Below are 18,319 nucleotides of genomic sequence, written 5' to 3'. Positions count from 1 at the left end.
CTAGAAATATTGGATCGACACCCGGAACATCTGCTCCACGTCGCGCACCGCTTCGGCGGTGGCGAAGAGGACAACACGGTCCTTCGCCTTGATCTTCAGATCCCCGTCGGGCCGCAGCACATGCTTGTCGCGATAGATCGCGCCGATGCGGATACCCGGCGGCAGCTTGAGCTCGCGGAACGGCACGCCGACCAGCGGCGAGGTCTCGAGCGCCTCGGCCTCGATCACTTCCGCGACCCCCTTCTGTACCGCATAGACCGAGCGGATACGGCCCTTGCGGACGTGCTGGAGCACCCGGGAAATGGTGACCGCGCGAGGATTGATGTGGTGGTCGATCCCGACCCCCTGGGTGAGATCCTGAAAGCTCGGATTGTTGATCAGCGCCATCCCCGACCTGCAACCCATGCGCTTCGCCATCGCCGCGCTCAGAATATTGGTCTGGTCGCTGTTGGTCAGCGTGATCATCAGATCGGCATCCTGCACGTCCGCCTGCTGCAGGATATTCTGGTCGAGCGCGGAACCATGAAGCACGATCGACTGCTTCAGCTTGTCGGAAACCACGATGGCACGATCCCGATCGCTCTCGATGATCTTCACCTTGGTCTTCGGCTGCATCTTTTCGATCTGGCGCGCCACGTAGTAGCCGATATTGCCGCCGCCCGCGATGATCAGCCGGCCCGCCTCCTGCTCCTCATGTCCGAAGAGGCCGAGGGTCCGACGGATATGCTCGCGCTGGCAGATGACATAGGCAAGGTCACCGACAAGCAGTTGGTCCGTCGAGCGGGCGACCATGAGGCGACCGTTGCGATAGATCGCGGTTACCGTCGCCATCAGGTCCGGAAAGAGCTGGCTGAGCTGGTGCAACGGCGTGTTGACGACCGGGCAATCCTCCATGCACTCGATGGCGACCATCGCGATATGGTCGTCGGCGAAGCGGACGATATCGGTCGCGCCGGGGAAGGAAATGCGCCGCAGCACCATCTTGCCGACCTCGATTTCCGGAGAAATCGTCACGTCGATCGACATGTTCTGCTGGCTGAAGAGGTCGGAATATTCCGGCCTGAGATAGTTCTGTGCACGGATGCGGGCGATCTTCGTCGGGACCGAGAACAAGGCATGGGCCACTTCGCAGGCCACGATGTTGACCTCGTCGTAAAGCGTCACCGCAATGATCATATCGGCCTGGTCCGCGCCCGCTCTCGCCAGCATGTCCGGATGGGCGCCATGCCCCACATAGCCGCGGACGTCGAGCGTTTCGGTGATGTGGTTGACCAGCGAAGCCGACGTGTCGATCACCGACACGTCGTTGTCCTCCTGGGACAGGCGCTCGGCGATGCCGTATCCGACCTGTCCCGCCCCGCAGATGATGACTTTCATGATGGCTCTTTCAGCGATTTGATGACGGGCGAGGAAGGTGTGCCCCCGCCCGCATGTCCTTATACGCCAAGCGACTTCAGTTTGCGATGGAGCGCGGAGCGTTCCATGCCGACAAACTCCGCAGTGCGCGAGATGTTGCCGCCGAACCGGTTGATCTGCGCGATCAGATAGTCCCGCTCGAACATTTCGCGCGCCTCCCGCAAGGGAAGTGTCATGATGTGGGTGTCGTTGCGGGCCGAAACCTTCGGCAGCATGTCGGAGAGATCCTGCGGCAGCATTTCCGCGGTGATCAGGGAATCGGCGCTGTCGCTCTGTGCGAGGATCATCAGCCGTTCCATGTTGTTGCGAAGCTGCCGGATGTTGCCCGGCCAGTCATTCGCCTGAAGCACCGCCATGGCGTCCTCGCCGATCCGGCGCGGACGGATGCCGGCCTGCTCCGAAATCTGCCGCATGAACATGTCGACCAGGAAGGGAATGTCCTCGCGCCGTTCGGCGAGCGCCGGCACCTTGACCGGCACGACCGCAAGGCGATGGAACAGATCCTCGCGGAAACGCCCTTCCGCAATCAGGCTTTCGAGATTGTAGGCCGACGACGAGATGATGCGAACATCGACCTTGACCCGCTTGGAGCCTCCGACCCGTTCGAACTGCTGTTCCACGAGAACGCGCAGGATCTTGTTCTGCGTCTCACGCGGCATCTCGCCGATCTCGTCGAGATAGAGGATGCCGCGATGGGCCTCCTCGAGCGCACCGATGCGCCGCGGCTGCCCCGGCGTTCCTTCGGTCCCGAAGAGGGCGACTTCCATCCGATCCGGCGTGATTGCGGCCGCATTCAGCGTGACGAACGGACCGGAGGAGCGCGCCGAGCGCTTGTGGATCATCCGGGCGACGAGCTCCTTGCCCGATCCGGACGGCCCGAAGATCATGATGCGGCTATTGGTCGGCGACACCTTGTCGATCGTCTGACGAAGCTGCGACACCGCGACAGAGGTACCGATCAGCTCCACGGCATCCCCGGTGCGTTTCTTGAGTTCCGTCACCTCGCGCTTGAGCTTGGAGTTCTCCAGGGCCCGTTCGGCAATGAGGATAAGACGGTCGGCCTTGAACGGCTTCTCGATGAAGTCGAAGGCGCCGCGTTTGATGGCGGAGACGGCAGTTTCGACATTGCCGTGTCCCGAAATCATCACGACCGGAAGATCGGGATGGCGGGTCTTGATCTCGTCCAGCAGCGACAGCCCGTCGAGGCGGCTGCCCTGCATCCAGATGTCGAGGAAGACCAGCCGCGGCACGCGGTCCGAGATCGCCGCGAGCGCGCTATCCGCGTCATGCGCGGTGCGTGTCTCGTGTCCTTCGTCACTGAGGATGCCGGAGACGATTTCGCGAATGTCTTCTTCGTCGTCAACGACCAGAATGTCAGAGGCCATGGACCTTTTCCTTGTTGCTTTCGTCCTCCATGGCGGCCGGCGTCTCGAGACGCGGAAGCACGATGCGGATCATCGCGCCCCTGCCCCGGTCGAACTCCGCCGGTGCATCGTGCAATTCCAGCTGCCCGCCATGTTCTTCGATAATCTTCTTTACGATCGCGAGACCGAGGCCCGTGCCCTTGTCCCGCATGGTCATGTAGGGTTCGAGGATGCGGTGGCGGTTCTCCACCGGCAGTCCCCGACCATTGTCGATCACGTCCACGACGAACCGGTCGTGGTCCCGGTCGTAGCTGGACCGTACCAGTACCTTCCCGCCGTCCCCGAGCTCTTCGCGCGGCACGCCCTCAATCGCCTCGACGGCGTTCTTGATGAGGTTGCCGACGGCCTGGCCGAGCATCCGGGCATCAAAGCTTCCCTCCAGCGGCTCGTCGCCGAACTCCCGCAGGAACGTCACGTCGTGATGCCCCATTTCGCGCAGGAAGACCGAATCGCGCAGGATGTCGCGCAGGTCGGACCGCTGCTTGGCGGGCTTCGGCATGCGCGCGAAGGCCGAGAACTCGTCCACCATGCGGCCGATGTCGCCCACCTGGCGGACGATCGTGTCGGTGCACTGGTCGAACACCGCCCGATCATCTTCAGCAATGTGCTTGCCGTAACGACGCTTCAGTCGCTCCGCCGAAAGCTGGATCGGTGTAAGCGGGTTCTTGATCTCATGCGCGATGCGCCGGGCAACGTCCGCCCAGGCGGTGGACCGTTGCGCGATAACGAGATCGGTGATGTCGTCGAGGGTGATCACATAGCTGTCGGCCGAACCGCGGGTTTCCTCTCGTGTGACCTGCACGTTGAGCGTCCGCTCCTTGCCGTTGCGAATGAGGTTGATCTGCTCGCGATACTCGCCGCGGTGACGCACGGCCGCCTCGGCGAGAACACGATCGACCTCCGGCGCTACGGAAGCGAGCTTCTGCCCCATTAGTTCTTCGGCCGGCACGGCCAGGAAGTATTCGGCAGACGGATTGACGATGGTGATGACACCGTCGTCCTCGACGCCGATGACGGCGGCAGTCACGCCGGACAGCACGGCCTCGATGAAACGGCGCCGGTCGTCGACTTCGTCCTTCGCTTCGAGAATCTCATCGCGCTGGGTTCGGATCTGCGAAATCATCTTGTTGAAGGTGCGCGACAGGCTGCCGACGTCACCATCGGCAGCGCGCACCGGCACGATCACGTTGAGGTTGCCGGACGCAATGCTGTCTGCCGCGCCGATGAGCAGACGGATCGGCCGGACGATCCGGTCGGCGACGGCGATTGCCGTCCAGATCGCCGCGAGCAGCACAATCAGGGCAAAACCGAGATAGAGAACGGCAAACGCGATCTGCAGCGTGGTCCGTCCCGCCTCCATCGCCTTGTACTCGGCGGTGTTCTCCTCCATCAGCCGCATCGCGGCCATGACCTTCGGATCAACCGCGCGGATGGTGTAGAGGAACGTTCCGGAAATTGAATCGAGCTTGATGATCGCACCGACCAGGTTGGTCACGCCCGGCGGGATCAGCGTCGGTTGGCCGGCCGCTGCGCTGTCGAGCGCATCCCGCGGAATGGCCGGCAGGGGCTTGTCCGTCGGGATGTCGGCCTGCGTGATCGCCGAACCGTCCTGACGGACCAGGAAGGCCCCGAGCAGCCCGCGCCCCTTGGCCTGACGGGTCATCAGCTGGACGAAGCCGGTCCGGTCGAGGAAATAGAGCGCCCGGTTGCGCTCGAGATCGTTCGCCATGGAGACCGTCTGCCCCTGCAGATAGCTCGCATTCTCCATCATGTAGGCCTGAGCGATATTGCTCGATGACGAAACGATCGACTGGGTGCGCAGCGAGAACCAGCGATCGAGACCGACGTTCAGCGTGATGCTCGCGAAGATGGCGACGAGGATCGCCGGCGTGATGGCGACGATCGAGAACAGCACGACGATGCGCACATGGAGCCGCGCCGCGGCCCGTCCGCGGGTCCGAGCCTTGACGAGACGCGTCACCTCGCGACCGATCAGGAACATCAGGCCGACGATGAACAGCGAATTGACGATCGCCGAGGCGATCAGGACGTTGGATGTCGGCTCGATTGGCGTCAGCCCGAGCAGAACCGGCAGCGTAAACACGGCGCAGGCCAATGCGCCTGTCGCGAGCGCCAGCCCCGGAAGCGCGAAGGATGCCCGCCGGTCGTGCGCCGGCGTAGGATCGCTATCCGTAACGGATGCCGCCGCTCGCCTGATCATCAAAAAGAACTCCCGCGCTCCGCGCATGCCATGCAATTCCCGAATCAAGACGACGACGACGTCCGCGGGTCACGGCTTCGTGTCTTTTGAGCAACGCAATGTGGCGAAATTGCAACGGCCCGGAGGTGGTGTCAAGCCGAGCGCGAACTGCGATAGACCGAAACACCGAGCTCCCGGATCTTCTTTCGAAGCGTATTGCGGTTCAGTCCGAGCAGGTCGGCCGCCTTGATCTGGTTGCCACGCGTTGCGGTGAGCGCTGCAAGGATCAACGGATATTCCATCTCGGTCAGCACGCGCTCATAGAGCCCCGACGGTGGCAGACTGTCGCCGAAACTGGCGAAATAGGTCCGCATATTCTCCTCGACCGCCTGCGAAATGGTCATCGATCCGGCAGGAACGCCGGCCTTGGCGATCGGGCTGTCGGCGATGTCGGAACGCAGTTCCTGCTCGACGATCTCTCGCGAGATCACATCCTGCGGATAGAGCGCCATGAGGCGGCGGACCACGTTCTCGAGTTCGCGCACGTTTCCGGGCCATGAATAGGCCTTCAGCACCTCGAGCGCCTCATTATCGAACCGCTTGAGGTCGAGCCCCTCCTTTTCACCCTGCTGGATGAAATGGCGAACCAGGTCCGGGATGTCCTCGGCGCGGTCGCGCAGCGGCGGCAGCCGCAGCGGCACGACGTTGAGGCGATAATAGAGATCCTCGCGGAAGAGGCCCTGATTGATCGAGTGCTTGAGGTCCTTGTTGGTCGCAGCGACGATGCGCACGTCGGTGCGGATCGGCGTGCGTCCGCCAACGGTGGTATACTCGCCCTGCTGCAACACGCGCAGAAGGCGTGTCTGGGCGTCCATCGGCATGTCACCGATCTCATCGAGGAAAAGCGTGCCGCCTTCCGCCTGCTCGAAACGGCCGGTTGAGCGTGTCTGGGCACCGGTGAACGCACCCTTTTCATGGCCGAAAAGTTCAGACTCGATCAGGTCGCGCGGGATCGCCGCCATGTTGATCGCCACAAAGGGGCCGTTGCGGCGCTTGCCGTAGTCGTGCAGCGCGCGCGCCACCAGTTCCTTGCCGGTGCCGGATTCCCCCGTAATCATCAACGTCAGGTCCGTCTGCATCAGGCGGGCCAGCACGCGGTAAATCTCCTGCATCGCTGCCGATCGGCCGACCAGCGGCATGCCATCCTGCATGTCGTCGTCGAGACGTGCCGGCTTCTTCTTCGGCTCGGCGAGAGCTCTGCCGATGATGGCGATGAGCTCCGTCAGGTCGAACGGCTTCGGCAGATAGTCGTAGGCGCCCTTCTCCGAAGCCTTGATGGCGGTCATGAAGGTGTTCTGTGCGCTCATGACCAGAACCGGCAGGTCGGGACGGGCCTTCTTGATGCGCGGCAGCAGGTCGAAGGCGTTCTCGTCCGGCATCACCACGTCGGTGACCACAAGGTCCCCCTCGCCCGCGGAAACCCAGCGCCAGAGGGTTGCCGCATTGGACGTGATGCGCACGTCATAGCCGGCGCGCGTCAGCGCCTGGTTGAGCACGGTGCGGATGGCGGCGTCGTCGTCAGCGACGAGGATGGTGGCAGTCATCGGATGCTTCCTGTGGAGTTCGCCGGAATGGAATCGTCGAGCGCGATGTCTTTCGACACCGGCATCAGGACGCGGAAGGTGGTTCGGTTCGCCTGGCTGTCGCATTCCACGATGCCGCCATGGCCGTCGATGATCTTGGCGACCAGCGCCAGGCCGAGGCCGGATCCGTTGGTCTTGGTGGTGATGAACGGATCGAAGAGGTGCGGCAACAGGTCTGCCGGCACGCCCGGACCATTGTCATGCACGCAGAATTCGAGCGGCAAGGAAATCTTCTCTCTGGAACCTGCCACCGAAAGACGGATACCCGGCCGATAGGCCGTCGTCAGCTGGATCTCGCCGTCCGGGCGATCGCCGATCGCTTCGGCGGCGTTCTTAACGAGGTTTAGGAAGACCTGCACCAGCTGATCACGATTGGCATAGACCGGCGGTAGCGACGGGTCGTAGTTCTCGACGATGCGCAGGTGGCGCGCAAACCCCGCCTTGGCGATCGCCTTCACATGGTCGAGTACCGAGTGGATGTTGATCGCGACACGATCGACCGGACGTTCGTCGGAAAAGACCTCCATCCGATCGACCAGCGACACGATGCGATCCGTCTCGTCGCAGATCAGGCGGGTGAGCGCCCGGTCCTCGTCAGGAACGGAGGTCTCGAGCAACTGGGCCGCGCCACGAATGCCCGAAAGCGGGTTCTTGATCTCGTGGGCAAGCATCGAGGCAAGTCCGGTGACCGAACGGGCCGCCGTGCGATGGGTGAGCTGTCGGTCGATCTTGTCCGCCATCGACCGCTCTTGCAGCACCACGACGACGTTGCCCGGCTGGCTCAGCACCGGCGCCACATAGAGGTCGACGAGCTTGTCCTGTCCCAGCCGTGGCGAGGAAAGATCGACCCGGTATTCGTTCACCGGTGCCCGCCGTTCGCGCACCTGCTCGATCAGTGCAAGCAGCGGGCTGCCGAACGGAATGAAGGTCGAGATCCGATGTCGCGCCAGATGGCTGGCACTCGCGCCGAAAAAGGCCTCGGCCTCCCAGTTTGCGAAGGCCACGTGTCCGTCCGAATCGATCATGATGACCGGATGCTGGATGGCGTTGAGCACCGCCATCGCCAGTCCGCCGCCGCCTGCCTGCACCATCATGCTGCCTCCCGCCGGCCTTCGCCGTCCCGTATCGCATCCGCGATACAGCGCGAAAACGTCCGCGACACGAAATCCGCGTCCTTCGATGTCATGATTTCCACTTTCCGAGCTGCCGGAACCGCCGGCGCAAAACGATCGAGATACCATCCGACATGCTTGCGCGCATGGCGCACGCCGACGTCACGACCGTAATGCGCCATCATCATGTCGTAGTGCTCCGCGGCCAGATCGGCGATCTCGTCCATTTTCGGTCCGGCATCGCCGGCGATCCAGCCCGCGTGCCAGGGGCGCCCTTGGCAGGCGCGCCCGACCATCACGGCATCGGCGCCCGAGCGCCGCCGGATTTCGCCGGCATCTTCCCGGCTTTCGACATCGCCGTTGGCCGCAAGCGGAACCGAAATCACAGAGCGGACAGCCGCGATCGCATCCCAGTCGGCACGCCCTTCGTAGAACTGCATCCGGGTGCGCCCGTGAATGGTGATCATCTTCACGCCGGCAGCCTCCGCCCGGGCCGCGATCTCCGGGGCGTTCAGCATGGTCTCGTCCCAGCCGAGCCGCATCTTCAGCGTCACCGGCACCTTGACCGCGTTGACCGTCGCCTCCACCAACGAAAGCGCATGATCGGGATCGCGCATCAATGCAGATCCGGAATACCCGCCCGTCACTTTTTTCGCAGGACATCCCATGTTGATGTCAATAATGTCGGCGCCGTTGGCCTCTGCGATACGCGCGGCTTCCGCCATCCAGTGCGCCTCACGACCGGCGAGTTGCACCATGTGCGGAGTGAGCCCTGCCCCTTGCAGGCGCGACCACGACTCGGCGGCGTTGTGGACGAGTTCGCGGCTCGCCACCATCTCGGTCACGACGAGACCGGCACCGAAGCGCCACGCCATTTGCCGGAACGGCAGATCGCTGACGCCCGACATCGGCGCGAGGATCACGCGATTGCGGATCGCGACCGTTCCGATCTCGAAGGGCGAATTCAGCGCGTTTGAATACAATTGACTATCTTTCGGGCACTCTGAGTAACTGCACGATTTTTAGACACTAATTCCAGTCTTGCCAAGGGGGTATCCTGAGCCTCCCGACAAATTTCAAGCAACTGCTGGAAAATCAACGTTCGAGCCGATAGACCTCGCTTGCGAAATTCATGTGTCACGGACCGGAAGGCAAAATGCAGCAGGATGGCAGGACCTCGATCGGCATCATTGTTGTCGCCGCTGGCCGCGGCGAACGGGCCGGTACATCGGTGGAAGGTCCCAAACAATACCGACGAATCGGCGGAAAGCCTGTGATCGCCCGCACACTCGAAGCCTTCCTCGCCTGGCCGAGAACGGCAACGATCGTCTCCGTCATTCACCCGGACGACGTGGCGTTCTTCGAGACGGCTCGCGGACAGGTGGAAGGCGCCGAAGGCGTGAAAACAGCGCTAGGCGGCAGCACCCGCCAGGCGTCGGTGCTCGCCGGACTGCGCGCAATGGCGGATGCGGGCGTCACGCATGTCATGATCCACGACGCGGTGCGGCCCTTCATCGATGAAAGCCTGTTGGACCGCATCGCCGACGCGCTCGATGACGGCGAGACCTGCGTCCTGCCGGCCATGCCGGTCACCGACACGCTGAAACGTGGAACAGAGAACGGCCACGTAGCGGAGACGGTTTCCCGCGCCGGCCTGTTCGCGGCCCAGACGCCGCAGGCCTTCTCCCTGCCCGTGATCCTTGCCGCCCACGAGAGCGCCGCCGACAGCGGCCGCTCCGACTTCACCGACGACGCGTCGATCGCCGAATGGGCCGGGCTCGAGGTCCGCCTCGTCGAGGGCCTGCCGGAAAACGTGAAACTGACCCTGCAGAAGGACATCGCCATGGCCGACGCCAAGCTCTCCGCCCCCACTTTGCCGGACGTGCGGACGGGCAACGGCTATGACGTTCACCAGTTGGAGCCCGGAGACGGCGTCACGCTCTGCGGGATCTTCATACCCCACGACCAGAAGCTCAAGGGCCATTCCGATGCCGACGTGGCACTCCACGCCCTGACCGACGCCTTGCTCGCCACCTGCGGCGCCGGGGATATCGGCGACCATTTCCCCCCGTCCGACATGCAGTGGAAGGGGGCACCGTCCCGCATCTTCCTCGAACATGCGGCAAAAATCGTCCGCGAAGCCGGCGGCACCATCATGAACGCCGACATCTCGCTGATCGCGGAAGCGCCGAAGATCGGCCCCCATCGCCAGGAAATGCGCGAGAAACTGTCGGAGATCCTCGGCATTTCTCTTGACCGCTGCTCGGTCAAGGCGACGACCAACGAGAAGATCGGGTTTGTCGGGCGGCGGGAGGGCATTGCCGCGATCGCCACGGCGACCGTCGTGTATGGTGGCTCGGCATGAGCCTCTTCCCGCCCGACATCGAAGCCCTGGCGGCACGGATCATCGCGAGCTTTGCCGAACGCGGCCTGACCGTCGCGACGGCCGAATCCTGCACCGGCGGGCTGATCGTCGGCGCCCTGACCGAGATTTCCGGATCGTCTGCCGTGGTCGACCGCAGTTTCGTCACCTATTCGAACCAGGCGAAAATGGACCTGCTGGGCGTGACGTCAGACACTCTCGCCGGCTTCGGCGCCGTCTCGCGCGAAACCGCGCTCCAGATGGTCGCCGGTGCGCTGGCCCGGTCCGGGGCCGACCTGGCCGTTGCCGTGACCGGCATTGCCGGCCCGGGCGGTGGTTCGGACGAGAAGCCGGTCGGTCTCGTGCATATCGCCGCGCGCTCGCGCGGCGGCGTCCTCCTGCACAAGGAGATGCGCTACGGCGATCTCGGCCGCGAGGGGATAAGACTGGCGACCGTCAGGACGGCACTGGAAATGCTGAGAGAGGCGGCCGGCTGAGGCCTCAGGCCGCGGCGTAGATCTTGTCCGCGCGGGCCTCGAAGGCCTCGGCGAACATCCGGAAGGCACGGTCGAACATAGAGCCCATCAAGGCGCCGAGGATGCGGCTCTTGAATTCGTAGTCGATGAAGAAATGCACGAGGCAACCGCCATCCGCGGTTTCCTCAAAGCGCCAGCGATTGTCGAGATAGCGGAACGGCCCCTCGATATACTTCACGTCGATCACCCGTTCGGCCGGAACCAGGAGGACCTGGGTCGTGAAAGTCTCGCGGATCGCCTTGTATCCCACCGTCATGTCGGCGACGAGCAGCTCCTTGCCGTCGCGCTCGCGGCGCGACCGGATGGTGAGCGCCTCGCAGAGCGGCAGGAATTCCGGATAACGGCCAATGTCGGCGACGAGCGCGAACATCTGTTCCGGAGAGTGTCTGACAGGGCGGCGGGTTTCGAACTGCGGCATAAGCCGGGATTAAGCCCGGACACCGGCGAGATCAAGCATGCAACGCATTTCCGCACGTGAATTCAGCACGACAACCGGGACATCGGGACCATGGAGATCGATGTTTCGCACGAAAACCGGCCCGTGAACGCTCTCGAAGTTCCAGATATAGCGCAGGAACGCCCGGTCTGGCAGTTGTTCCGGACAGCCCGAGGCCATATCCGGACGGGTACGACCATAGGTCTTTGCGACCCGCGTCAACACGCCCCAAAGCGACAGCAGTCTTCGCATGCGGGCCCATATGACGAGATCGCTGCGAGGCACGCGCAGATCAAAGCTTGTCGGATTGCTGCCATCCATGATCCAGCGCTCGCCGGCCACAGCCTCCGTGATCAACGCCCGCTGTTCGGCGCGCGGACGGGCGACCCAGCCCGGCAGCCAGAAGAACTCCTTGTCCATGGAGATGTAGCGCAAGCCGAAATGCGCAGAGAGTGCCTGCGACAAGGTGCTCTTGCCGCCACCCGGACAGCCGACGACCATGACCCGTTGCGCCGCGTTCAGCACCTCGACGGCAACCTCTATTCCCACGAAGTTCGGCATTCGGTGATCTCCTTGCAGGAGAAGAGGCCTAGCGCCGAAACATGACGGGAATGCTATGCGCGGTCGCCGCGCAGTTTTTCCCGGTTCGCCTTCAACCTGGCGAAGTCGTCGCCTGCATGATGCGAAGAGCGGGTCAGCGGGCTCGACGACACCATCAGGAAGCCCTTGGCATAGGCGACGGTCTCGTAGGACTTGAATTCATCCGGCGTGACGAAGCTCATCACCTGGTGGTGCTTGCGGGTCGGCTGCAGGTACTGGCCGATCGTCAGGAAGTCGACGTCGGCGGTCCTGAGATCGTCCATGAGCTGAAGCACTTCGTTGCGCTCCTCGCCGAGGCCGACCATGATGCCGGACTTGGTGAACATCGTCGGGTCGAGTTCCTTGACCCGCTGCAACAGCCGCACGGAATGGAAATAGCGCGCACCGGGACGAACGGTCAGATAGTTGCCGGGCACCGTTTCCATGTTGTGGTTGAACACGTCCGGCTTTGCCGCGACAACGCGTTCCAGCGCGCCCGGCTTCTTCAGGAAGTCCGGCGTCAGGATCTCGATGGTGGTTGCCGGCGAAGCCGCCCGGATCGCCCAGATAACCTTCTCGAAATGCTCGGCGCCGCCGTCATCGAGGTCGTCACGGTCGACTGACGTGATGACAACGTGCGAAAGGCCCATCTGCTTCACGGCCTTGGCGACATTTTCCGGTTCGTCCGGATCAAGCGCGTTCGGCTTGCCGGTCGCCACGTTGCAGAAGGCACAGGCGCGCGTACAGATTTCGCCCATGATCATGAAGGTAGCGTGCTTCTTGTCCCAGCACTCACCGATGTTCGGGCAGCCGGCTTCCTCGCAGACCGTGACGAGCTTGTTGTCCTTCACGATCGAGCGGGTCTCGGCATAGCCCTTGGAGGTCGGCGCCTTGACGCGGATCCATTCCGGCTTGCGCATCACCTCCGTGTCCGGCCGATGGGCCTTTTCCGGATGGCGGACGCGCTTGTCCTCGGGATTGGTCCTGTCGAGGATGGTGACCATGATCTTACCTGCCTTTGCCGCCGTCCGGCGGCCTCACGAAAACTTAGCGCCGGATGAGCTTGACGGCGTACAACAAGAGACACGAGCCGACGAAGCTGGTCAGCAGATAGCCGAGCCAGTCGCCTTCGACGACGATGCCGAAGCGGCGGAACACGGCTGCGGCAAGCACCGCGCCGACAATGCCGATCACGATGTTCATGAAGATGCCGAAGCGCATGTCGAGGAACTTGCCGGCGAGCCATCCCGCCAGGCCGCCAATGACGAGCGCCAGAAACCAACCAATCTCGAAAGCCATCTTTCGCGAACTCCCTCGCTGAAATCCGTCCCCTATATAGGCGGCGGATCCCGGTGTCACAACTCGACCTTAGGCGTTGAGCGCCCGGCCATAGGCATCCAGCACGCTTTCCTTCAGCGTCTCGGAAATGGTCGGATGCGGGAAGATCGTGTGCATCAGCTCTTCCTCTGTCGTCTCGAGGTTCATCGCCACGACGAAACCCTGGATCAGCTCGGTCACTTCCGCGCCGACCAGATGCGCGCCCAGGAGTTCGCCGGTCTTCTTGTCGAAGACGGTCTTGACCATGCCCTGGTCTTCGCCGAGCGCGATGGCCTTGCCGTTGGCGACGAAGGGGAAGCGACCGACGCGGATGTCGCGGCCTTCCGCCTTCGCCTTGGCCTCGGTCAGGCCGACGGAAGCCACCTGCGGGTTGCAGTAGGTGCAGCCGGGGATCTTGGCCTTGTCCATCGGGTGAACGTTCGGCAGGCCGGCGATCTTCTCGATGCAGATGACGGCTTCGTGCTCGGCCTTGTGAGCAAGCATCGGCGGGCCGGCGACGTCGCCAATCGCATAGATGCCCGGCACGTTCGTCTTGCCGTAGCCGTCGATGGCGATGAACCCGCGATCGGTCTTCACGCCGACCGATTCCAGCCCGATGTTCTCGATATTGGCCTGCACGCCGACGGCCGAGATCATCCGGTCGGCGGTGATTTTCTCGATCGAGCCGTCCTTCTTCTCGACATGGGCGGTGATGGAATTGGCGCCCTTCTCGACCTTGGCGACCTTGGCCTCCAGCAGGATCTTCATGCCCTGCTTGTCGAACTGCTTCTTGGCGAAGGCCGAGATCTCGGCGTCCTCGACCGGCATGACCTGGCTCATGACCTCGACGACGGTCACCTCGACGCCGAGTGTGCGATAGAAGGAGGCGAATTCGATACCGATGGCGCCAGAGCCCATGACCAGCAACGACTTCGGCATGGCATCCGGGTTCATCGCCTCGAAATAGGTCCAGATCAGCTTGCCGTCCGGCTCGATGCCGGGAAGCGCGCGCGGACGCGCACCAGTGGCGATGATGATGTGCTTGGCAGTATAAGTGCCCTCGCCCAGCGTGTTCTTCGGCAAGGGCGCCTGCGGCTGGACGATCTTCTTGGTGGTCTTCGAAACCAAGACCTCGCCCGGCTTCGTCAGCTTGGCCTCGCCCCAGATGATGTCGACCTTGTTCTTCTTCATCAGGAAGCCGACGCCGCCGTTCATGCGCTCGGCAATACCGCGCGAGCGGGCGATGATCGCCTTGAGGTCGGGGGTGATCTTGCCTTCGAGCGTCAGGCCGTAGTTCTTGGCATGTTCGGCGAGGTGCAGGACTTCCGCCGACCTGAGCAGCGCCTTGGTGGGAATGCAGCCCCAGTTGGAGCAGATGCCGGCGAGGTGTTCGCGCTCAACGATCGCGGTCTTGAAGCCCAATTGGGCCGCACGGATCGCGGCAATATAGCCGCCGGGGCCGGAGCCGATAATGATGACGTCATAGGCGTTCGACACTGGTCTTCATCTCCCTGTTTGAACGGTCCGGGCTCCGCCACGCGGCAGAGCCCCTCCCGAGAGATGAAGACGAAGGCGATTACGCCTTGGTCAGCATCCCGTAGATTTCGTCCTTCAGAACCATGCGCTGCTTGCGCATGGTCTCCATCTGGGTGTCGCCAACCGGTTCAACTTCGGTTTCAGCACGGTGAATGGCGCGGTTCACGTCGTGGTAGCTGTCCATCAGCTTGGCGAAATGCGCGTTGCTCACCTTGAGCTCGTGCATCTTGCCGACATGCTCCGGAAACTCCTGCGCCAGTTCGTGCGGGGTGTTCGACATTCGATATCTCCTCTGTTGTCGGTCGATACCTGCAGACTATTCACCCGAAAGCGACACTCCCTTGATCTTGATCAACTTTCTGCCGTCGCGACGTCAAATCCCGAGCATCATCCGGACAATCGGCTCAAGGCCGCGCCCGATCGCCCGCGTGCTTTCCGCATCGAGGTGGATCCCGTCGAGTGGGGAGGTTTCCGCAACCGACCCCGCATCGAAAAAACCACAGCCCGCTTCGTCCGCGAGGTCACCGTAGAAACTCGCCAACATCGCCGATTCGTCGAGGGCACCCCGGAACATGGCCGCAAAATGGGCATTTGCCGTCTCAGAGATCGCCGGCGGCGAAACAACCAGGATTTCCGGGGTCTCGAAACCGAAACCCCAGTCGTGATGGCGGATCAGCTTGATCAGCCGATCCATCCCCTTGGTTGCTGCGATCGCCGTGCCCGCGACACCGCGCTTCATGTCGTTGGTGCCGAGCATGATGATCACGAGATCCAGCGGCTTGTGGGTCTCGAGCACACTCGGCAACAGCTTCACGCCGTTGCGCTCGCAATCGGCGAGATGGTCGTCATAGGCGGTCGTGCGACCGTTCAACCCCTCGGCGATCACCCTGACCCCGTGGCCCAATGCCTCCTGCAGCACGCTGGTCCAGCGATCTTCATAGGCATGGCGGCCCAGTAGCTCAGGGTCGTAACCCCAGGTCAGACTGTCGCCGAAGGCAAGAACGGTCTTCATCACGCCCGCCTTCCGCTCAGACCAGCATGCCCATCGGGTTTTCGATGTAGCGCTTGAAGGCACCGAGCAGTTCGGCCCCGAGCGCGCCATCGACGCAGCGATGGTCGGTCGACAGCGTCACGGTCATGACATTGGCGATCTTCATCTCGCCGTTCTTGACCACGACACGCTCCTCGCCGGCACCAACCGCCAGGATGGTGGCATGCGGCGGATTGACGACCGCGGAGAAGCTCTTCACGCCCATCATGCCCATGTTGGACACGGCAGTCGTGCCGCCCTGATACTCTTCCGGCTTCAGCTTCCGGTCCTTGGCGCGCTTGCCGAGGTCCTTCATCTCGTTGGAAATCGCCGAAAGCGTCTTGGTCTCTGCCTGGCGGATGATCGGGGTGATCAGGCCGCCCGGGATCGACACCGCCACGCCGACATCGGCGTGCTTGTGCTTGACCATCGCGCTGTCGGTCCAGGAGACGTTGGCGTCCGGAACGTCGCGCAGTGCCAGTGCCAGAGCCTTGATCACCATGTCGTTGACCGAAAGCTTGTAGGCCGGCTTGCCGTCCCTTTCAGGCGCGGCGCTGTTGATCTGACCACGCAGGGCAAGCAGAGCGTCGAGCTCGCAATCCACCGAAACGTAGAAGTGCGGGATGGTCTGCTTGGATTCCTGCAGGCGCTTGGCGATCGTCTTGCGCATGCCGTCGTGCGGCACGAGCTCGTAGGAGCCTTCGGCGAAGTTCTTGAGAACGGCCTCGTCGGATGCGCCTTTTGCCAGAACCGGCGCGGGTGCAGCGGCCGGTGCGGCAGCAGCCGGAGCAGCCTTCGCGCCACCGGTTGCGACAGCCTTCTCGACGTCGCTCTTCACGACCCGGCCCCTCGGACCAGAGCCGGAAACGGCAGAGAGATCAAGGCCGCTTTCCTTCGCCAGACGGCGGGCCAGCGGCGATGCGAAGACGCGGTTGCCGTCCGACTTGGCAAGTGCCGGTGCGGCCGCGGCAGGAGCCGGAGCGGCAACAGGCGCGGGAGTGGCGGCGGGTGCCGGTGAAGCAACCGGTGCCGCTTCAGCCTTCGCCGCAGCGGCAGCGCCGCCACCGGCTGCGGCCGCAGCCAGATCTTCCCCGTCTGCGGCAAGGATCGCAATCACCGCGTTGACCTTGACCGCTTCGGTCCCGGCCGGAACGACGAGCTTCGCGACCGTGCCTTCATCGACGGCTTCGACTTCCATCGTCGCCTTGTCGGTTTCGATCTCGGCGATCACGTCGCCGGCCTTGACCTTGTCGCCTTCCTTGACGAGCCACTTCGAAAGATTGCCCTCTTCCATGGTCGGGGAGAGTGCCGGCATCGTAATGTTGATCGGCATGTGCTGACCCTCCCGTTACTTGTAGCAGACGGTTTTGACCGCCTCGACCACTTCGCCGACATTCGGCAGAGCAAGCTTCTCAAGGTTGGCCGCGTAAGGCATCGGAACGTCCTTGCCGGCGATCGTCAGGATCGGCGCATCGAGGTAGTCGAAGGCCTGCTGCATGACGCGCGTGGCGATTTCGGTGCCGACCGAAGACTGCGGATAACCTTCCTCGACGGTGACCAGACGGCCGGTCTTCTTGACCGACTCGATGACGGTCGGCAGGTCCATCGGGCGGATCGTGCGCAGGTCGATGATCTCGACGTCGATACCTTCCTTGGCAAGCTCGTCGGCCGCCTTGACCGCATAGGTCATGCCGATACCGAACGAAACGATCGTCGCGTCCTTGCCGACCTTGTGGATGCGCGCCTTGCCGATCGGCAGGACGAAATCATCGAGCTTCGGAACCTCGAAGGAGTGACCGTAGAGGATTTCGTTCTCGAGGAAGATGATCGGGTTCGGATCGCGGATGGCCGCCTTCAGCAGGCCCTTCGCGTCGGCAGCCGTATAGGGCTGGATCACCTTGAGGCCCGGGATATGGCTGTACCAGGCGGCGTAGTCCTGGCTGTGCTGGGCGGCGACGCGCGCTGCTGCACCGTTCGGGCCGCGGAACACGATCGGAGCACCCATCTGGCCGCCCGACATGTACAGCGTCTTGGCCGCCGAGTTGATGATCTGGTCGATCGCCTGCATGGCGAAGTTGAAGGTCATGAACTCGACGATCGGGCGAAGGCCAGCCATCGCCGCGCCGACGCCGACGCCGGCAAAGCCGTGTTCGGTGATCGGCGTATCAACGACGCGCCTTGCGCCGAATTCCTGCAGCAGGCCCTGCGTGATCTTGTAGGCGCCCTGGTACTCGGCGACTTCCTCACCCATGACGAAGACGTCCGGATTGGCGCGCATCTCTTCAGCCATCGCTTCGCGAAGCGCCTCGCGCACCGTCATCGTCACCATTTCGGTGCCGGCCGGCACGTCGGGATCGGCGGCGACGGCTGCAGCCGGAGCCGCAGGCACCGGAGCGGACGCAGCAGGGGCAACCGGAGCCTGCGCAGCTTCGGTTGCCGGAGCGGGCGCAGCCTTCGGAGCCACCGCGTCGGCGGCGCTTTCGCCGTCCTGAAGGAGCACGGCGATTGGCGTATTGACCTTGACGTTTTCGGTGCCGGCAGCAACCAGCAGCTTGCCGAGCACGCCTTCATCGACGGCTTCCACTTCCATGGTCGCCTTGTCGGTCTCGATTTCAGCAATCACGTCGCCGGACTTGACGGTGTCGCCTTCCTTCTTGATCCACTTGGAAAGCGTGCCTTCTTCCATCGTCGGAGAGAGGGCGGGCATCAAAATTTCGATCGGCATGGG

General features: G+C 63.2%; 17 protein-coding genes. 2 read left to right on the top strand and 15 right to left on the bottom strand.

All coding sequences use genetic code 11. The features are described from left to right. From trkA to dusB, 6 genes are all read right to left on the bottom strand, one after another. Complete coding sequence (trkA, locus tag HHL25_RS04980; protein ID WP_169587845.1) at positions 1-1,377, bottom strand: Trk system potassium transporter TrkA; 1,377 nt, start codon at positions 1,375-1,377, stop codon at positions 1-3. A gap of 59 nt (positions 1,378-1,436) precedes the next feature. Next, a complete protein-coding gene (ntrX, locus tag HHL25_RS04975) occupies positions 1,437-2,801 on the bottom strand; it encodes a nitrogen assimilation response regulator NtrX (RefSeq protein WP_169587843.1) in 1,365 nt (454 codons plus the stop codon). Continuing rightward, a complete protein-coding gene (locus tag HHL25_RS04970) occupies positions 2,791-5,061 on the bottom strand; it encodes a sensor histidine kinase NtrY-like (protein ID WP_169587841.1) in 2,271 nt (756 codons plus the stop codon). Before HHL25_RS04970 ends, ntrX begins: the two co-directional genes overlap by 11 nt. 131 nt (positions 5,062-5,192) lie before the next feature. After that, a complete protein-coding gene (ntrC, locus tag HHL25_RS04965; RefSeq protein ID WP_169587839.1) occupies positions 5,193-6,644 on the bottom strand; it encodes a nitrogen regulation protein NR(I) in 1,452 nt (483 codons plus the stop codon). Beyond that, positions 6,641-7,777 carry a two-component system sensor histidine kinase NtrB gene (locus tag HHL25_RS04960; protein WP_205927714.1) on the bottom strand — a complete coding sequence of 379 codons (1,137 nt, stop codon included), beginning with the start codon at positions 7,775-7,777 and terminating at the stop codon, positions 6,641-6,643. The genes ntrC and HHL25_RS04960 overlap by 4 nt, the downstream gene beginning before the upstream one ends. Next, positions 7,774-8,778 carry a tRNA dihydrouridine synthase DusB gene (gene dusB, locus HHL25_RS04955; protein WP_169587837.1) on the bottom strand — a complete coding sequence of 335 codons (1,005 nt, stop codon included), beginning with the start codon at positions 8,776-8,778 and terminating at the stop codon, positions 7,774-7,776. Before dusB ends, HHL25_RS04960 begins: the two co-directional genes overlap by 4 nt. A 173-nt stretch (positions 8,779-8,951) precedes the next feature. Here dusB and HHL25_RS04950 point away from each other — a divergent pair, with 173 nt between their 5' ends. Both HHL25_RS04950 and HHL25_RS04945 read left to right on the top strand, forming a co-directional pair. Next, a complete protein-coding gene (locus tag HHL25_RS04950; protein WP_169587835.1) occupies positions 8,952-10,160 on the top strand; it encodes a bifunctional 2-C-methyl-D-erythritol 4-phosphate cytidylyltransferase/2-C-methyl-D-erythritol 2,4-cyclodiphosphate synthase in 1,209 nt (402 codons plus the stop codon). Continuing rightward, positions 10,157-10,654, top strand: coding sequence for a CinA family protein (locus tag HHL25_RS04945; protein WP_169587833.1), 498 nt, complete (start codon positions 10,157-10,159; stop codon positions 10,652-10,654). The genes HHL25_RS04950 and HHL25_RS04945 overlap by 4 nt, the downstream gene beginning before the upstream one ends. Positions 10,655-10,658: 4 nt before the next feature. Here the strand turns inward: HHL25_RS04945 and HHL25_RS04940 are convergent, their stop codons facing one another. From HHL25_RS04940 to HHL25_RS04900, 9 genes are all read right to left on the bottom strand, one after another. Continuing rightward, positions 10,659-11,111 carry a type II toxin-antitoxin system RatA family toxin gene (locus HHL25_RS04940; RefSeq protein WP_169587831.1) on the bottom strand — a complete coding sequence of 151 codons (453 nt, stop codon included), beginning with the start codon at positions 11,109-11,111 and terminating at the stop codon, positions 10,659-10,661. A gap of 9 nt (positions 11,112-11,120) precedes the next feature. Next, complete coding sequence (locus HHL25_RS04935; protein WP_169587829.1) at positions 11,121-11,690, bottom strand: AAA family ATPase; 570 nt, start codon at positions 11,688-11,690, stop codon at positions 11,121-11,123. A 53-nt stretch (positions 11,691-11,743) separates the two neighbouring features. After that, positions 11,744-12,712 (bottom strand): lipoyl synthase, encoded by a 969-nt coding sequence (gene lipA, locus HHL25_RS04930; RefSeq protein WP_169587827.1) that lies wholly within the window; start codon positions 12,710-12,712, stop codon positions 11,744-11,746. Positions 12,713-12,755: 43 nt separating this feature from the next. Beyond that, on the bottom strand, positions 12,756-13,007 hold the full coding sequence (locus tag HHL25_RS04925; RefSeq protein ID WP_169587825.1) for a GlsB/YeaQ/YmgE family stress response membrane protein: 252 nt from the start codon (positions 13,005-13,007) through the stop codon (positions 12,756-12,758). Positions 13,008-13,076: 69 nt separating this feature from the next. After that, positions 13,077-14,522, bottom strand: a complete 1,446-nt coding sequence (lpdA, locus tag HHL25_RS04920; RefSeq protein ID WP_169587823.1) for a dihydrolipoyl dehydrogenase — start codon at positions 14,520-14,522, stop codon at positions 13,077-13,079. Positions 14,523-14,601: 79 nt separating this feature from the next. After that, entirely contained in the window at positions 14,602-14,841 is a 240-nt protein-coding gene (locus HHL25_RS04915; RefSeq protein WP_169587821.1) for a YdcH family protein, read from the bottom strand. A 93-nt stretch (positions 14,842-14,934) separates the two neighbouring features. Next, positions 14,935-15,573 carry an SGNH/GDSL hydrolase family protein gene (locus HHL25_RS04910; protein ID WP_169587819.1) on the bottom strand — a complete coding sequence of 213 codons (639 nt, stop codon included), beginning with the start codon at positions 15,571-15,573 and terminating at the stop codon, positions 14,935-14,937. 16 nt (positions 15,574-15,589) lie between these two features. Then, positions 15,590-16,924, bottom strand: a complete 1,335-nt coding sequence (locus HHL25_RS04905) for a pyruvate dehydrogenase complex dihydrolipoamide acetyltransferase (RefSeq protein ID WP_169587817.1) — start codon at positions 16,922-16,924, stop codon at positions 15,590-15,592. 15 nt (positions 16,925-16,939) lie between these two features. After that, complete coding sequence (locus tag HHL25_RS04900; protein WP_169587815.1) at positions 16,940-18,316, bottom strand: pyruvate dehydrogenase complex E1 component subunit beta; 1,377 nt, start codon at positions 18,314-18,316, stop codon at positions 16,940-16,942. Positions 18,317-18,319 lie beyond the last annotated feature (3 nt).

Origin of the sequence: Rhizobium terricola (genome assembly GCF_012927355.1) — a bacterium.
In the GTDB taxonomy this organism is placed as follows: Bacteria; Pseudomonadota; Alphaproteobacteria; order Rhizobiales; family Rhizobiaceae; genus Allorhizobium; species Allorhizobium terricola.
The sequence above is the reverse complement of the archived record's forward strand: the minus strand, read 5'-3'. Positions and strand labels throughout refer to the sequence as shown.

Coding starts and splice junctions, on each gene's coding strand:
- trkA (WP_169587845.1), bottom strand. CDS start 1,377: ATGAAAGTCATCATCTGCGGGGCGGGACAGGTCGGATACGGCATCGCC.
- ntrX (WP_169587843.1), bottom strand. CDS start 2,801: ATGGCCTCTGACATTCTGGTCGTTGACGACGAAGAAGACATTCGCGAA.
- HHL25_RS04970 (WP_169587841.1), bottom strand. CDS start 5,061: ATGATCAGGCGAGCGGCGGCATCCGTTACGGATAGCGATCCTACGCCG.
- ntrC (WP_169587839.1), bottom strand. CDS start 6,644: ATGACTGCCACCATCCTCGTCGCTGACGACGACGCCGCCATCCGCACC.
- HHL25_RS04960 (WP_205927714.1), bottom strand. CDS start 7,777: ATGATGGTGCAGGCAGGCGGCGGCGGACTGGCGATGGCGGTGCTCAAC.
- HHL25_RS04950 (WP_169587835.1), top strand. CDS start 8,952: ATGCAGCAGGATGGCAGGACCTCGATCGGCATCATTGTTGTCGCCGCT.
- HHL25_RS04945 (WP_169587833.1), top strand. CDS start 10,157: ATGAGCCTCTTCCCGCCCGACATCGAAGCCCTGGCGGCACGGATCATC.
- HHL25_RS04940 (WP_169587831.1), bottom strand. CDS start 11,111: ATGCCGCAGTTCGAAACCCGCCGCCCTGTCAGACACTCTCCGGAACAG.
- HHL25_RS04935 (WP_169587829.1), bottom strand. CDS start 11,690: ATGCCGAACTTCGTGGGAATAGAGGTTGCCGTCGAGGTGCTGAACGCG.
- lipA (WP_169587827.1), bottom strand. CDS start 12,712: ATGGTCACCATCCTCGACAGGACCAATCCCGAGGACAAGCGCGTCCGC.
- HHL25_RS04925 (WP_169587825.1), bottom strand. CDS start 13,007: ATGGCTTTCGAGATTGGTTGGTTTCTGGCGCTCGTCATTGGCGGCCTG.
- HHL25_RS04915 (WP_169587821.1), bottom strand. CDS start 14,841: ATGTCGAACACCCCGCACGAACTGGCGCAGGAGTTTCCGGAGCATGTC.
- HHL25_RS04910 (WP_169587819.1), bottom strand. CDS start 15,573: ATGAAGACCGTTCTTGCCTTCGGCGACAGTCTGACCTGGGGTTACGAC.
- HHL25_RS04905 (WP_169587817.1), bottom strand. CDS start 16,924: ATGCCGATCAACATTACGATGCCGGCACTCTCCCCGACCATGGAAGAG.
- HHL25_RS04900 (WP_169587815.1), bottom strand. CDS start 18,316: ATGCCGATCGAAATTTTGATGCCCGCCCTCTCTCCGACGATGGAAGAA.